Origin of the sequence: Vreelandella boliviensis LC1 (assembly GCF_000236035.1) — a bacterium.
Lineage (GTDB): Bacteria > Pseudomonadota > Gammaproteobacteria > Pseudomonadales > Halomonadaceae > Vreelandella > Vreelandella boliviensis.
In genome coordinates, this window is the sequence record NZ_JH393257.1 from 1,657,101 (window position 1) to 1,672,996 (window position 15,896).

A 15,896-nucleotide genomic window follows, 5' to 3' on the forward strand; every position below is an offset into this window, starting at 1 on the left:
TATAGCACCTTAGGCATCGCTAGCCTCCTCCTTTGGAAGTAGTGCTAATTCAGGATGAGAACGCGACTGGAGGGGTAGATGGGTTTTTGATCCGGGCTTCTAAGCTGAGCTTAGTCTTGCTGGCACCACGCAAGCAGCAGCTTGGCCGCTTTGCAGCCATTGCATTGTGATCATTACTCGGATGGAAAACCCATGACATACGCTATCAATAACAACACGTCAGCCCGCAAAATTTCGTGGCCCTTTCACCTGCGTACCCTCACCGCCGCCGTTGCTTATGCCTCTGCCCTGGGTGTTGGAGGCGTTGCACTGACAGCCCACGCCAGCGAGGTGACCTGGGACGATATTCTCAATGACCATAACAACACTGAAACGGTGTTGATGTACGGTATGGGCGTGAAAGCCCAGCGTTACAGCCCGCTTGATCAAATTAACGCAGACAATGTAGAGATGCTGACCCCTGCATGGTCTCACTCCTTTGGTGATGAAATGCAGCGTGGCCAGGAGTCACAGGCGCTGATCCATGAAGGCGTTATCTATGTTACCGGCTCCTATTCACGTATTTTTGCCATTGATGCACGTACTGGGAAGAGGTTGTGGTCTTATAATCATCGACTGCCCAGCGATATTCGCCCTTGCTGTGACGTAGTGAACCGCGGCGCGGCCATTTATGGCGACAAGGTGTTCTTCGGTACGCTGGATGCGGGGATTGTGGCGCTAAATAAAGATACCGGTGAGGTGGCGTGGCGCGAACGCTTTGGTGACCACCGTGCGGGTTATACCATGACTGGCGCACCAACGATTGTAGAAGATAGCGAAACGGGCCGCGTATTGCTGATTCATGGCTCTTCAGGGGATGAGTTCGGCATTGTGGGTAAGCTCTATGCCCGTGACCCGGATACCGGTGAAGAGATTTGGATGCGCCCCTTTGTTGAAGGCCATATGGGGCGTTTGAACGGTGAGGAGAGCACCCCGACGGGTGATGCCAGCGCGCCCTCCTGGCCCGATGACCCAGACAGCGAAACCGGCAAAGTACAAGCCTGGAGTCAAGGCGGCGGTGCGCCATGGCAGAGCGCCAGCTTCGACCCTGACACCAATACCATTATCATTGGTGCGGGTAACCCTGCCCCCTGGAACGGGTGGGCGCGCACCTCTGAAGACGGCGATCCGTCTGACTACGACAGCCTCTATACCTCTGGTCAACTGGGTATTGACCCTTCGACCGGCGAAGTGAAGTGGTTCTATCAGCACACGCCCAACGACACCTGGGACTTCTCGGGCAATAACGAAATCGTATTGTTTGAGTACGAAGATGAAAACGGCCAAATGGTGAATGCAGGTGCCCACGCTGACCGTAATGGCTTCTTCTATGTCACTGACCGCACTAACGGCGAGCTCATCAACGCCTTCCCGTTTGTCGATAATATCTCCTGGGCTACCCATATCGATCTGGAAACCGGTCGCCCGGTTGAGGCTGAAGGCCAGCGCCCGCCGCGCTTGGAAGAAGGACAAACCCGTTCCGAATCGGTTGAAGTATCACCACCGTTCTTAGGGGGAAAAAACTGGAACCCCATGGCGTATAGCGAAGATACAGGACTCTTCTACGTGCCGGGTAACCACTGGAAAGAAGATTACTGGACTGAGGAAGTCGAGTACGTGGAAGGCGCGGCATACCTAGGCATGGGCTTCCGCATTAAGCGTATGTACGACGACCATGTGGGTATTCTGCGCGCCGTTGATCCGGTTACCGGCGAGTACGCTTGGGAACATAAAGAGCCTATGCCGCTATGGGCTGGCGTGCTAGCTACCCACGGTGATTTGGTGTTTACCGGTACGGGCGATGGTTACTTCAAAGCATTTCATGCTGAAACCGGAGAAGAACTTTGGAAGTTCCAGGTCGGCACCGGCATTATTTCACCACCGGTTACCTGGGAAATGGACGGTGAGCAGTACATCGGTGTCACCGCAGGTTATGGCGGCGCAGTTCCGCTTTGGGGCGGTGACATGGCTGAACTTACGCGACCAATTGCCCAGGGCGGGTCGTTCTGGGTCTTCAAGTTGCCGTCCTTCGTTAAAGATCTGGCTAAACGTTAAGTTATTGATACTTCTTGGGCGGCCTTTGCCGCCCTTTTTTGAATGAAGATAACGGTAATGGAGAGAACAATAATGATAACTCGTAATACTGTGCCTTTATGGCGTCGCCAAACAACGGCGATTTTTCTCTGCCTTAGCGCGATAGGCAGTGTCGTTGCTGGCGATTATGTTGAAGAGTATCAACCGCCAGTGCATAACGGCTGCGAGCTGGTGCCAGGCGCCCAGTGCGCCAATATGGATTTATCCGGCGGCGACTTTTCGAATCTTGATTTGCAAGGCGCTAACTTTGCGGGCAGCAACTTAGAAGGCTCGGATTTCCGCCATAGCAATCTACGTAGCGTTGATTTTGAAGGTGCATCGCTACGCAACGCTAACCTTAATCGCGCGCGTATGCCCAGCACCCACCTGCGTGGTGCTGATCTTTCCCATGCCAGTTTGGTTGGGTTGGATAGCTGGAGTATTTATGCCCAGGGAGCGACGTTTGATCATGCTGACCTGACTGGAGCCAATTTGGAGTTCGCCCGACTTTCTGGGGCCAGTATGCAGGGAGCGAAGCTGATGGGCAGCAACCTGGAAATGGCCTGGATGAATAAGGTCAACCTGATAGGGGCGGATCTGCGCGATGCTAACCTGCAAGAAGTCAAAATGAACATTGCCCGTCTTAACGATGCCGATATGACCGGTGCACGTATCCACTACGGTAACTTCCAAATGGCCCAAATGGAGGGATGTACCGCCTGCCCGTTTGATTGGGAGTGATGTCATCATGTCGACACAACACTCGGCGCACTCTGTGCGCCGCTATATCATTTGTTTGGTGTGGATAAGTGGAATATTTAGCGGAGTGGCGGGTGCTGAAGTGCCTGCAGCGGCGTTTAACCAACACGGCTATCGGTTGCCACCATTTAAAGCACCTGTCACTGCACCGCTACCAGGGGTGACCACGTTAGGTGACGATACTTTTCAAGTGCTACTGGAATCGTCGTCGGTCATCCTGGTGGATGTCTACGCGCTAACTTGGCATAACGGCCTTTTTCTGCAGGATAGTCCTCACTTAACGATCCCCGGCAGTATTTGGCTGCCTAACGTGGGCGCACCTACTTTGGAAGATGAGTGGCGTGATTACTTTAAGCAAGCACTCGATGCGCAGCGTGAGAACGCAGAGGCAGCGCCGTTGGTGTTCTTTTGCCGCACTGACTGCTGGCTTTCCTGGAATGCTGCTCGGCGCGCTGAGGCAATGGGCTATGAAGAGCTATATTGGTACCCCAATGGGGTGGATGGCTGGCAAGCGAACGGTCATTCGTTAGCAGCCGTTTGTCCGCAGCTGCCCGCCCATGCTGAGCGAGCCACCTGCGAGCCTTAATGGGTTTATTACCGATAAATAGCTTTATTGCCGATAAATCAGCTCGGGCGTTTGGCGGGGCGAAGGCTCCGCTGAACCACCCTGGCTCTGTAACTGTTTTGTTTGCAACTGCTGTGATTGGCGGGCATTGCGGGGGATAAGAGTCGCTTGATCAAGGGGGCTTTGGGCGTTTTCTGCGATCAGGCTCTCTAGCAACCCATGCTGGGGAGAGTGCTGGCACACGGGGTCGGTGGCGTTTATATCGCCGGTTAACAAATAAGCTTGGCAACGGCAGCCGCCATGGTCTTTATCGCGCTCGTCGCACTGCTGGCAGAGTGTTGGCATCCACTGGGTGCCGCGAAAACGGTTAAAGGCATCGCTTTGGTACCAAATGTCTTGCAGCGACGTCTCTTTGACGTTGGGAAATGCCATCGGCAGTTCCCTGGCGCTATGGCAGGGCAACACGGCGCCATCCGGGGCAACGGTCATAAAAATGCTGCCCCAGCCGCCCATGCATGCTTTTGGCGCTTGTTCAAAGTAGTCCGGCACTACAAACAACAACGACATATCGCGGCCCCTTGCCGCCAGGGTTTCCCGCCAGCGGTTGGTTTCCGCCTCGGCACGTACCAGCTGTTCCCGGGTAGGCATCAACGCCTGGCGGTTTAAAAACGCCCAGCCGTAATACTGGCAGTTGGCCAGCTCAACAGCATCCGCACCGAGTTCATCACAGAGGGCAATCAGCTCGCCAATTTGATCGATATTGTGCCGATGCAGCACCACGTTCAATACCATAGGGTAGCCAGCGGCTTTGACGGCTTTTGCCATAGCCAGCTTGTTGGCGTGGGCCTTGGCAGAGCCTGCCAGCGCCTGGGCCAGTTCGGGGTCGGCGGCCTGCAGACTAATCTGAATATGATCCAGGCCTGCCGCTGCCAGGGCGTCTACTCGCTGTGCAGTAAGGCCCACGCCGGAGGTTAGCAGGTTGGTATAAAAGCCTAGCTTGCGTGCCTCGCTTACCAGCGCTTCAAGATCCTGGCGAATCAGCGGCTCGCCGCCGGAAAAGCCCAACTGAGCCGCCCCCATGGCCCGCGCCTGGCGCAGCACGCTAAACCACGCTTCGCTATCCAGCTCGTTTTGGTAGCGGGTAAAGGCCAGCGGGTTAGAGCAGTAGGCGCACTGCAGCGGGCAGCGGTAGGTAAGTTCTGCCAGCAGCCATAAAGGTGGTGAGGTCGCTTCAGCAGTGCTTTGATTCACCCTGTTTGTATCAGCCACAATGAACCTCCTTCGCGGCTAGCCAGCCGTTGGCGCGTGCTTCATCGATAAACTGCACGACGTCGTCTGCTAAGGTCTCCGCGCCTGGGTAGCGCCGCTGTAGGGTGGCGATAATGTCGGCGACGGATTGGTGGCCATCGACCTGTTCAAGAATCGCTCCGGCAGTCGTGCTGAGCTTGACCATACCTTCGGGGTAAAGAATGACGTGGCAGCCCTGGATGGCTTCCCACTGTAACCGCCAGCCGCGACGCAGTTGGTAAATGTCTTGCTGTGCCATGTTGAATTCCCCAACGCTAGTCAATAAAAGTCTAGTAAAGTGAGTGCTCAAGCCCACGGTGATACACCGCTTCATGGGTAACAGTGTGGTAAGGCGGACGGCCTAACTGATAGGCCATGGTCATGGCATCCAACATGCTCCACAGCACATCAAGCTTGAATTGCAGGATGTTCAGTGCACGTTGCTGCAGCGCCACCGTCGTACACACGCTTAAGGCGATTTCCAAGCCGTGCTCGACGTCTCGACGGGCTTCGCTGAGGCGCTTACGAAAGTAGCGATAGCCCTGCTCGTTAATCCACGGGTAGTGTAGGGGCCAGGTATCCAGGCGGTTTTGGTGGGCAAGCGGGGCAAACAGCTCGGTAAGCGATGAGATCGCTGCTTCCTGCCAGGGCGCGCGGGCTACAAAGTGGCGGTAGGCATCCACCGCAAAGCGCACGCCGGGTAACACGCGCTCCTGGGAAAGCAGCGTATGACGGTGTAATCCCACGGCTTCACCGAGGGCCAGCCAGGCTTCAACCCCGCCTTCATCTCCGGCATAGCCATCGTGGTCAAGCAGGCGCTGCACCCATCGCCTGCGGGTGGCAGCATCCGGACAGTTGGCCAGTAGCGCGGCGTCTTTTTGGGGAATCATCATCTGGTAGTAAAAGCGGTTAGCCACCCAGCCCTGCAGTTGTTCCCGGCTAAGTTCGCCGTTGGCCATCGCCTGCTGAAAGGGGTGGTTAAGGTGGTAGTACTGGCCTTTATTCATCAGCGCCTCACGGAACGCCTCCCGATTGAGCGGGGCGTCAGAAGCGCAGGGCGTTATCGCTGTTAGTGCCATGATCAATCTCCTACTTGTTATTGTTGCTAAGCACAGGTTCTGTGAACACAAGTGCTATTGGCGATAGGGCTATAGCGTGAGCTTCATACCGTCGTAAGCTGTTTCGATGCCTGCGTCCTGAAGTGTTTTAGCCGCCGCGCTGGTGCGGTCTAAAATCGGGTTGGTGTTGTTGATATGAATCAAAATGCGCCGCGTGCTGCTGGGTAGTTCGTTAAGTAGCTCACACATGCCGCCATTGCCATTGAGCGCTAGGTGGCCCATCTGTTGGCCTGTCGAAGTGCCAACGCCTAGTGCCTGCATTTCGTCGTCTTCCCATAGGGTGCCGTCCACCATCACCACATCGGCGGCGTGTAAGAAGCGCATGGCCAGTGGCGTGGGGTTGCCAAGCCCTGGGGCGTAGCACAACGACTTACCGCTGCGGCGGTCGACAATATGCAGCCCTAAATTATCGCCACAGGAAGTAGCTCCGCGCCGTGGTGAATAGGGCGGGGCATTGCTGTGTAGCGCAAAGGCGGTAAGCGCGATATCCGGCAGGAAGGGAATCGAAAACTCGACAACATCCTGATGATCTTCCAAGCCAACCGGCTGCCAGCGCAGCCCGCCCCAGTGCTCCAACATCGGGAACAGTGGAAACCCAGTAGATAAATCGTTATGTACATTGGGCGTGCACCATACATCCAGTGGGCAGCCCTCTCTTAGGGAAAGTAGCCCGGTGACGTGGTCGATCTGGGCATCCACCAGCAGTACGCCACGTATACCGCTGCCACGCAGTTCGTTAGGCCATAATTCCGGGTTGGCGTTGAGCTGGGCGCGAATGTCAGGGGAGGCGTTGCATAGCAGCCACTGTTTGCCATCAACGCTTAACGCAATGGATGACTGAGTACGTGGTTGATGGTCGCCGCTGCCTTGGCGAGCGTGGAAGCAGTTCGGGCAGTTGCAATTCCACTGAGGAAAACCGCCACCTGCGGCAGCCCCAAGAACTAAAATCTGCATAGGCTGGCCTCCTACGTTGGTGCTGCGGTGAAAGCCCCTGCCTAGTACGAGCGAGTTGATTTAGACAGGGGCTGCGACTTAGCGGGTAGAGATATACAGCGTTACTTCAAAACCAAGGCGCATATCTTGATATGTCGGTTTCGTCCACATAAGGAACTCTCCTGCGTTGTTAAGCATGTTGTTGTGAGTGGTGTCGCAACTGTCGTTACAAGTGTTACTACACATGTTGGTGCGGGCACTGTTAGCGGTTAAGCGTTATTGCCGTGCCCGCTTCTTCAGTTAATCACTGGTAGAGCCAACTGCCTGCGGTACTTTGGAAGTAGTTTTCTCGCTCTTTTGGTGGGGCTTGAAGCCTCAATCAGCCCATGTTGTAGTTAAACAACCCAGTTGAATCAAAGGTTGAATAGTATCTGGCAGCCACCCCGTTAGATCCTAGACTGCTAAAAGATGTTATGACTAACGTCGAAAATGGGCAGTGCCCAATCTCTGTGTTGCGGCGCTGCAGGAAGGTAAAAGCAGCAGGAAATAAATAAAGGAGAACGCGAGTGAAAATAGGTGCACCGAAAGAGAGTGCCCGGGGGGAAGCGCGTGTCGCGCTAACCCCCGAGAGCGCTAAGCAGATTCAGAAGCTAGGCCACGAGTGCTTAGTAGAAACCGGCGCTGGCCTGGCGGCGGGCTTTAATGACGACACTTATCGTGAGGCGGGCGTTACCGTGGTGGAAGGAGCGGAAGCGCTCTGGAACGACGCTGAGGTGGTGATTAAAGTCCGCGAGCCCTCTGATGAAGAGGCAGAGCGGCTGCGCAAAGGCCAAACCTTGATTGCCTTCTTCTGGCCAGCGCAAAACGAAGCGCTGCTGGAGAAGTGCAAAGCCCAGGGCGCCACCGTTATCGCTATGGATATGGTGCCGCGTATTTCGCGCGCGCAGAAGATGGACGCGCTCTCCTCCATGGCCAACATCGCCGGCTACCGGGCGGTCATTGAAGCGGGCAACAACTTTGGCCGCTTCTTTACCGGTCAGGTAACGGCAGCCGGTAAAGTGCCACCCGCTAAAGTGCTAGTCATTGGCGCCGGTGTGGCGGGGTTGGCGGCGATTGGTACCGCCACTAGCCTGGGCGCCGTGGTGCGTGCCTTTGACGTGCGCCCTGAGGTTTCTGAGCAGATCGAGTCCATGGGTGCCGAGTTCCTGTTCCTCGATTTCGAAGATAGCCAGGATGGCTCTGAAAGCGGTGGCTACGCTTCGCCCTCAAGCCCAGAGTTCCGCGAGAAACAGCTTGAGTGCTTCCGCGAGCAGGCAGCCGATGTGGATATCGTCATTACCACGGCGCTGATTCCTGGCCGTCCCGCGCCCAAGCTGTGGCTGGAAGACATGGTCGCGGCGATGAAGCCTGGTTCGGTGGTTATCGATTTGTCGGCCGAGAAGGGCGGCAACTGCGATCTGACCAAGCCCGATGAGCGGGTAGTAAGCGAGAACGGGGTAGTAGTAATCGGCTACACCGATTTCCCTTCGCGCATGGCCACCCAGGCGTCGCTACTTTACGCCACCAATATTCGCCATATGCTGACCGATCTCACCCCCGAGAAAGAGGGCGTGATCAATCACAATATGGACGACGATGTGATTCGTGGCGCCACGGTGACACACGCTGGCGAAATAACCTTCCCGCCACCGCCGCCCAAAGTAAAAGCGATTGCTGCCGCTAAGCCGAAGAAGAAAGAGAAGGCGCCCACGCCAGAGGAGAAAAAAGCCGCTGAGCTGGCCACCTTCAAAGCGCAAACAAAACGCCAAGCGGGCTTATTGGCCGTCGGTGGCGCGCTGATGCTGCTGTTGGGGCAAGTGGCTCCGGTGTCGTTTATGCAGCACTTTATTGTCTTTGTTTTGGCCTGCTTTATCGGCTTCCAGGTGATCTGGAACGTCAGCCACTCGCTGCATACACCGCTGATGGCGGTGACCAACGCGATTTCGGGCATCATTATTTTGGGGGCGATTCTGCAGATTGGCTCCGGCAGCGCCGTGGTAGGCGTGCTGGCGGCGATCTCGGTGCTTATCGCATCAATCAATATCGTGGGTGGCTTCCTGGTGACACGCCGGATGCTGGCCATGTTCCAAAAATCCTAAGCGGCGGAGAGACGATATGTTAGGTCAAGGATTCGTATCTGCCGCGGCGATCGCGGCAAGCGTACTGTTTATTCTGTCGCTAGGCGGCTTGAGTAACCAAGAAAAAGCCAAGCGGGCCGTATGGTACGGCATTGTGGGTATGGCGCTGGCAGTGTTTTTTACCGCCTTAGGGCCGGGTATTGGCGGCTACTGGTGGTTAATTCCGATGATGGTGATTGGTGCTGGCATCGGCGTTTACGTAGCGGGCAAGGTCGAAATGACCGAAATGCCCCAGCTAGTGGCAGCATTGCACAGTTTTGTCGGCTTGGCCGCGGTGTTTGTCGCCTGGAGCGCGGATTTAGAGCGCCGCCGGGTACTGGCGGCACAAGCGGCCGATGGCGTTATGCAGGAGTTTTCTGCGTTTGCCGCACTGGTCGCCACCAAGGCACCTGACGAGCTCACGTTTCTGCAGATTGAAGTCGTGTTCGCTATCTTTATCGGTGCAGTGACCTTCACTGGTTCGGTGGTGGCGTTCGGTAAGCTGGCCGGTAAAGTAGACGGTAAACCACGCCAACTGCCCGGCGGGCATATGCTTAACGCCGGAGCGGCGGTGCTTTCGCTAGTGTTAGCCATTTTGTACCTCAATGGCGCGGGCTTCTGGACACTGATTGTGCTCGCAGCGCTGTCGTTGTTTATCGGTTACCACCTGATCATGGGCATTGGTGGTGCGGATATGCCGGTGGTGGTGTCGATGCTCAACAGCTACTCCGGCTGGGCGGCGGCGGCCATCGGCTTCACGCTTTCCAACGATCTGTTGATTGTGACCGGTGCGTTGGTGGGTTCATCGGGGGCGATTCTCTCTTACATCATGTGTAAGGCGATGAACCGCAACTTCGTTAACGTGATCTTGGGCGGCTTTGGCGGCAGCCAAGGGCCTGCGGCGGAGATCGAAGGCGAGCAGGTGGCCATCGACGCAGGCGGTGTGGCAAGCGCGCTGAACGATGCTGATAGCGTGATTATCGTGCCGGGCTACGGCATGGCGGTGGCTCAGGCGCAAAGTGCGGTGAGCGACTTGGTGCGTAAGCTGCGCGCAGCGGGCAAAACCGTACGCTTTGGTATTCACCCGGTTGCCGGCCGTTTGCCAGGTCATATGAACGTACTGCTGGCCGAGGCCAAGGTGCCTTACGACATCGTGCTGGAAATGGACGAAATCAACGACGACTTCCCTACAACCGACGTGGTCATCGTGATTGGCTCCAACGACATCGTGAACCCTGCGGCCGAGGAAGACCCCAATAGCCCCATCGCCGGTATGCCGGTGTTGAAGGTATGGGAGGCCAAGCAGGTGTTTGTTAGTAAACGCGGCCAGGGCACCGGCTACTCGGGTATCGAGAACCCGTTGTTCTTCAAAGATAACACGCGCATGTTCTACGGCGATGCCCGGGATAGCTTAAATACGCTGCTGCCGTTGATTGATTAGGCTAATGCGCTATAGCTAGCCGCACGACTGAGCCCGCGATTATTCGCGGGCTTTTTTGTCGCGGCTTATACATCCCTAGCTGCATGCTTTAAGTACTCCTGCTATGGTCAGCTACCGCCTCTTTTATTGAGCACTTTCTGCTATGAATCAACGCCCCAATCCCCGTGTGCTGCTACGCCTGCTGGGTCTACTGCGCCCCTACCGCAGTCGTTTAGCGCTTGCTGGCCTGGCACTACTATTGGCCTCTGGAAGCGTGCTGCTGCTGGGCAACGGACTGCGCTTGGTCATCGACCGCGGATTTTTGGCGGCGGATGAGCAAGCGCTGGCGCAAATGCTGGGTTTGATGCTGGTAGTGGTCACGGTGCTGGCGCTGGCCTCCGCGTTGCGCTACTACCAGGTCACCTGGATTGGCGAGCGCTTGGCTGCTGACCTGCGCCAGCGCGTGTTCGACCACTTATTAACACTGGAACCGAGCTTTTTTGAAAGCGCCAGCGACGGTCGCGCGGCCGGGGAAATCGCTTCTCGGCTAACCGCGGACACTAGCGTCTTGCAGAGCCTGTTTGGCTCTTCAGTGTCGCTGGCGCTGCGCAATCTGGTCATGCTGGTGGGTGCCGTGGTGCTAATGCTGGTGACCCAGCCGTGGCTCTCGGCGATGGTGCTGATTGGTATCCCCGCGACCCTGCTGCCCATCGTATGGTATGGCCGACGGGTGCGGCGGCTCTCCCGCACCAGTCAGGATCGCGTAGCGGAGCTTGGCCGCTATGCTGAAGAGGCGCTAAGCGGTATTAAAACGATTCAAGCGTTTACCCATGAGGCGGTGGATAAAACCCACTACGGTCAACGCGTGGAGCAGGCGTTTGGCAGCGCCATCGAGCGCACCCAGCAGCGCGCCTGGCTAACCGGTATTGCCATGCTGGTGGTGTTCACCGCCGTTGGCTTAATGCTATGGCAGGGCGGGCAGGCGGTACTCGCGGGCACCATGAGCGCCGGTGAGCTATCGGCGTTTATTTTCTACGCCGTGCTGGCAGCGGGCGCTATAGCGACACTCGCTGAAGTCGCGGGGGATGTGCAGCGCGCAGCGGGTGCAGCGGAGCGTTTATTGGAGCTACTCGATACCCCGCCTGTTATTCACTCGCCCATGGAGCCGTATAGCCTACCGCAACCTTTACGGGGTGAGATTACCCTGGAGAGCGTCAGCTTTACCTACCCTGGCCGGGAAACCGCAGCGCTTGAAGGGTTTGATCTGCATATCCAACCAGGAGAGCGGGTAGCGGTGGTGGGGCCTTCGGGGGCAGGTAAAAGCACGCTGCTCGCACTGTTGCTGCGCTTTTATGATCCTATTCAGGGGCGTATCACGCTTGATGGTAGCGATATTCGCAGCTTGGATCTTGCTGCCTTGCGCGGTGCGATGGGCCTAGTGGCCCAAGAGCCGGTGCTGTTTAGCGGCTCGGTGGCCGAAAATCTGCGCTACGGAAACCCCGAGGCTGATATCGATAGATTGCGCATTGCCGCCCAGGATGCCAGCGCCCTGGAGTTTATCGACGCGCTCCCTCAAGGCTTTGATACGCCCCTCGGCCCCGGTGGCGTGCAGCTTTCTGGTGGCCAGCGTCAACGGCTGGCTATTGCCAGGGCATTGCTCAAAAATCCCGCGGTGCTATTGCTTGATGAAGCCACCAGCGCCCTGGATGCCGAGAGCGAGCGCCTAGTGCAGCAGGCGCTGGACAGGTTGATGGTGGGGCGCACCAGCATCGTGATCGCCCATCGGCTGGCTACGGTTATCGCCGCTGACCGTTTGTTAGTGCTCGATGGTGGAAAGCTAATGGCAGCGGGCACCCACGATGAATTAATCACCACCAGCCCGCTTTATCGTCATTTAGCCGCGTTGCAGTTTGGCGGTGAAACGTTATAAAACGGATCTTTTAAGACGGGAGTTTCTATGTCGAATTTTTTCCAACGCCTGAACGCTGTTAATGCCCCTTCGATTGGCCTGGGCTGTATGAACCTATCCCACGGTTACGGCAGCATCGTGCCGGAAAGCGCGGCTCTAAGGGCGCTGGATGAGGCCTTCGATATGGGCTATCGCCACTTCGACACCGCGACCCTGTATGGTGCCACAGCCAATGAGAAAGTGGTCGGGCGGGCCCTGGAGGGCAAGCGCCACCAGCTCTTTCTGGCCAGTAAATGCGGTATGGCGATGGATACAGAGTCGGGCAAGCGGGTAATCGACGGCCGCCCGCAAACCCTGCGCAAACAGTGCGAAGCGAGCCTTGCGCGTCTGCGCACCGACCATTTAGATCTCTACTACCTGCACCGCTTGGATCGCCAAGTCCCCATTGAAGAGAGCGTGGGAGCGTTGGGGCGCTTAGTGGAAGAGGGCAAGGTTGGCGGCGTTGGGCTGTCTGAAGTTTCCGCGTCTTCGCTGCGCCGCGCGGTGGTAGAGTACCCTATCGCGGCGGTGCAGTCAGAGTACTCGCTGTGGACGCGCAATCCTGAAATTGCGTTGATTCACGCGTGTCGAGAATTGGATGTTGCTCTGGTAGCGTTTAGTCCATTGGGGCGAGGCTTCTTAACCGGTGCCATTCAGGATCCAACGCGTCTTGAAGAGGGCGATATGCGCCGCAATATGCCGCGCTTTAGCGTCGAGAACTATCCCCACAACCTAGCGCTATTTGCCCGCCTGGCGGCGTTAGCACAGGCTTTAAACGTCACGCCAGGGCAACTGGCGCTGGCGTGGCTGAAAGCTCAAGGAAAGAATATTATCCCCATTCCCGGCACTCGCTCGCCTGATCATATGCGCGAAAACCTAGCCGCGGAAACGCTGCACCTTGATGTCACCACCCTATCTCAGTTGAATGCCATGATGACCCCAGACCAAGTGGCAGGCGCACGCTACAGCGAAGCTCAGCAAGCGGATGTCGACACGGAAGAATTTTAACCGCTGTAGCGCTATCAGGCTGACGATATATAAAAACTATTAGGTCGGTCGCTAAAAGCAAATTGTGCCTATGACACTTCTGCTTTAAAACAGTACCAAGTAAGTGAAGCGTTCTTTCTTCTGCGTAACCTGCAGAATAACGAAAATATCGTGAGGGCGCTCACCGTTTGACTGCTTGGTCACTGCTAAGATGAACGCAACCAAGACAAAAGCAACTAGCACAAAATAGAGTTAGAGGGAGAGAGCTATGAGTGGTAAATGTCCAGTAATGCACGGTGGTAATACCTCCACGGGCACGTCGAATAAAGACTGGTGGCCGGAAGGGATTAACCTGGATATCTTGCACCAGCATGACCGCAAAACAAACCCGATGGATGCAGATTTTGACTATCGGGAAGAGGTCAGAAAGCTCGACTTTGACGCGCTCAAGCAAGACGTCCACGCGCTGATGACCGACAGCCAGTCCTGGTGGCCAGCCGACTGGGGCCACTATGGCGGTCTAATGATCCGTATGGCGTGGCACTCCGCGGGTACCTACCGCTTATCAGACGGCCGCGGTGGCGGCGGTACCGGTAGCCAGCGTTTCGCCCCCCTCAACTCCTGGCCGGATAACGTTAGTCTTGATAAGGCGCGTCGTCTGCTGTGGCCGATCAAGAAAAAGTATGGCAACAAGATTAGCTGGGCCGATCTGATGATTCTGGCCGGTACTGTCGCCTACGAATCCATGGGGCTACCGGCTTATGGTTTCTCATTTGGCCGCGAAGATATCTGGGCCCCGGAAAAAGACATCTACTGGGGTGATGAGAAAGAGTGGTTGGCGCCTTCTGACGAGCGCTATGGCGATGTTGAAAACCCGGAAACCATGGAAAACCCGCTCGCCGCCGTGCAGATGGGCCTTATCTACGTTAACCCTGAAGGTGTTAACGGTGTGCCCGACCCGCTGAAAACGGGCCAGCAAGTGCGCGAAACCTTCGCCCGAATGGCGATGAACGACGAAGAGACCGCCGCGCTCACCGCCGGTGGCCACACCGTAGGTAAGTGTCACGGCAACGGCGACGCAGCCGCTCTTGCTGCTGAACCTGAAGCCTCAGACGTGGAAAACCAGGGCTTTGGCTGGGGCAACCCCACCATGAGTGGCAAGGCGAGCAATGCCGTGACCTCTGGCATTGAAGGCGCCTGGACCACCAACCCGACCCAGTTCGACATGGGCTATTTTGACCTGCTGTTCGGCTATGAGTGGGAACTGCGCAAGAGCCCCGCGGGCGCTCACCAGTGGGAGCCGGTGAACATCAAAGAAGAGGACAAGCCGGTTGATGCCAGCGACCCCTCTATCCGCCACAATCCGATCATGACGGATGCGGATATGGCCATGAAGATGGATCCAACCTACCGCGCTATTTGTGAAAAATTCATGGCGGATCCGGAGTACTTCAAGCAAACGTTCGCCAAGGCCTGGTTCAAACTGACCCACCGTGACCTAGGCCCGAAAGCGCGTTACATCGGCCCGGAAGCGCCCGCTGAAGACCTGATCTGGCAGGACCCCATCCCAGCTGGCAGCACTGATTACAGCGAAGAGGTGGTTAAGCAGAAAATCGCCGAAGCCGGTCTGAGCATCAGCGATATGGTCAGCACTGCCTGGGACAGCGCACGTACCTACCGTGGTTCCGATATGCGCGGCGGTGCCAACGGTGCCCGCATCCGCTTGGCCCCCCAGAAGGATTGGGAAGGCAACGAGCCTGCTCGCCTTTCAAGCGTATTAGCGGTATACGAGCAGATCTCTGCCGATACTGGCGCCAGCCTTGCCGACGTGATCGTGTTGGCCGGTAGCTTAGCCATTGAGAAAGCCGCCAAAGCGGCAGGCTATGACGTTCGCGTACCTTTCCTGAAAGGGCGTGGCGATGCCTCTGCCGAAATGACCGACGGCGAATCGTTCGAGCCGCTAGAACCGCTGGCGGATGGTTTCCGCAACTGGCAGAAGAAAGACTACGTCGTGAAGCCCGAAGAGCTGCTGCTAGATCGCGCTCAACTAATGGGGCTGACAGGGCCGGAAATGGTCGTGCTGCTTGGTGGCATGCGGGTGCTGGGCACCAACTACGGTGGCACTAAACACGGCGTGTTCACCGACCGTGAAGGCCAGTTGACCAACGACTTCTTCGTCAACCTAACCGACATGGGTAACAGCTGGAAGCCAGTGGGCAAAAATGCCTATGAAATCCGCGACCGTCAAACCGACGCCGTTAAGTGGACGGCTACCCGCGTTGATCTGGTGTTCGGTTCCAACTCGCTGCTGCGCTCCTACGCAGAAGTCTACGCCCAGGACGACAACGACGAGAAGTTCGTTAAAGACTTCGTCGCCGCCTGGACGAAAGTGATGAATGCGGATCGCTTTGACATCGCGTAAGCACTAAGCACGTTAGTTCTAGCAAATAACCCGCATCCTGGGATGCGGGTTTTTTATTGCGTGTTTATATGCTCAACTCAGGAAGGAACGTTAATCAGAGGCTCCCTAGGAGCCTGTCCGACTTAATACTGATCTACTGCGAATCCCGGTATTTTGGCCAACTTTATTCGATCGATTTCGTTAAATAGC

General features: G+C 56.5%; 13 protein-coding genes. 8 read left to right on the forward strand and 5 right to left on the reverse strand.

The features are described from left to right. The first annotated feature begins 192 nt into the window (after positions 1–192). From KUC_RS07400 to KUC_RS07410, 3 genes are all read left to right on the forward strand, one after another. Complete coding sequence (locus KUC_RS07400) at positions 193–2,094, forward strand: methanol/ethanol family PQQ-dependent dehydrogenase (RefSeq protein ID WP_007112539.1); 1,902 nt, start codon at positions 193–195, stop codon at positions 2,092–2,094. A 72-nt stretch (positions 2,095–2,166) separates the two neighbouring features. After that, the gene (locus KUC_RS07405) at positions 2,167–2,853 is read left to right on the forward strand and encodes a pentapeptide repeat-containing protein (protein WP_040479829.1); all 687 of its coding nucleotides are present in this window, start codon (positions 2,167–2,169) and stop codon (positions 2,851–2,853) included. Positions 2,854–2,860: 7 nt separating this feature from the next. Then, positions 2,861–3,457: a rhodanese-like domain-containing protein gene (locus KUC_RS07410; RefSeq protein ID WP_050804817.1), complete on the forward strand. Its 597-nt coding sequence runs from the start codon at positions 2,861–2,863 to the stop codon at positions 3,455–3,457. Between the two features lie 24 nt (positions 3,458–3,481). Here KUC_RS07410 and pqqE read toward each other — a convergent pair whose 3' ends face one another. The 5 genes from pqqE to pqqA form a co-directional block, all read right to left on the reverse strand. Continuing rightward, positions 3,482–4,705: a pyrroloquinoline quinone biosynthesis protein PqqE gene (gene pqqE / locus KUC_RS07415; RefSeq protein ID WP_141243412.1), complete on the reverse strand. Its 1,224-nt coding sequence runs from the start codon at positions 4,703–4,705 to the stop codon at positions 3,482–3,484. Further along, positions 4,698–4,982 (reverse strand): pyrroloquinoline quinone biosynthesis peptide chaperone PqqD, encoded by a 285-nt coding sequence (gene pqqD / locus KUC_RS07420; protein WP_007112543.1) that lies wholly within the window; start codon positions 4,980–4,982, stop codon positions 4,698–4,700. The genes pqqE and pqqD overlap by 8 nt, the downstream gene beginning before the upstream one ends. A gap of 31 nt (positions 4,983–5,013) precedes the next feature. Next, positions 5,014–5,802: a pyrroloquinoline-quinone synthase PqqC gene (gene pqqC, locus KUC_RS07425; RefSeq protein WP_007112544.1), complete on the reverse strand. Its 789-nt coding sequence runs from the start codon at positions 5,800–5,802 to the stop codon at positions 5,014–5,016. A 69-nt stretch (positions 5,803–5,871) separates the two neighbouring features. Next, positions 5,872–6,795: a pyrroloquinoline quinone biosynthesis protein PqqB gene (pqqB, locus tag KUC_RS07430; RefSeq protein WP_007112545.1), complete on the reverse strand. Its 924-nt coding sequence runs from the start codon at positions 6,793–6,795 to the stop codon at positions 5,872–5,874. Positions 6,796–6,873: 78 nt separating this feature from the next. Further along, positions 6,874–6,945, reverse strand: a complete 72-nt coding sequence (pqqA, locus tag KUC_RS20205) for a pyrroloquinoline quinone precursor peptide PqqA (RefSeq protein ID WP_009722990.1) — start codon at positions 6,943–6,945, stop codon at positions 6,874–6,876. A 395-nt stretch (positions 6,946–7,340) separates the two neighbouring features. Between pqqA and KUC_RS07435 the strand changes: the two genes are divergently transcribed. The 5 genes from KUC_RS07435 (at position 7,341) to katG (ending at position 15,707) form a co-directional block, all read left to right on the forward strand. Then, entirely contained in the window at positions 7,341–8,912 is a 1,572-nt protein-coding gene (locus KUC_RS07435) for a Re/Si-specific NAD(P)(+) transhydrogenase subunit alpha (RefSeq protein ID WP_007112546.1), read from the forward strand. A 16-nt stretch (positions 8,913–8,928) separates the two neighbouring features. Next, positions 8,929–10,371: an NAD(P)(+) transhydrogenase (Re/Si-specific) subunit beta gene (locus KUC_RS07440; protein WP_007112547.1), complete on the forward strand. Its 1,443-nt coding sequence runs from the start codon at positions 8,929–8,931 to the stop codon at positions 10,369–10,371. Positions 10,372–10,513: 142 nt separating this feature from the next. Continuing rightward, a complete protein-coding gene (locus KUC_RS07445; protein ID WP_007112548.1) occupies positions 10,514–12,280 on the forward strand; it encodes an ABC transporter transmembrane domain-containing protein in 1,767 nt (588 codons plus the stop codon). Positions 12,281–12,307: 27 nt separating this feature from the next. Continuing rightward, positions 12,308–13,306 (forward strand): aldo/keto reductase, encoded by a 999-nt coding sequence (locus KUC_RS07450; RefSeq protein ID WP_007112549.1) that lies wholly within the window; start codon positions 12,308–12,310, stop codon positions 13,304–13,306. A gap of 247 nt (positions 13,307–13,553) precedes the next feature. Beyond that, positions 13,554–15,707: a catalase/peroxidase HPI gene (gene katG, locus KUC_RS07455; RefSeq protein WP_040479832.1), complete on the forward strand. Its 2,154-nt coding sequence runs from the start codon at positions 13,554–13,556 to the stop codon at positions 15,705–15,707. The last annotated feature ends 189 nt before the right edge of the window (positions 15,708–15,896 follow it).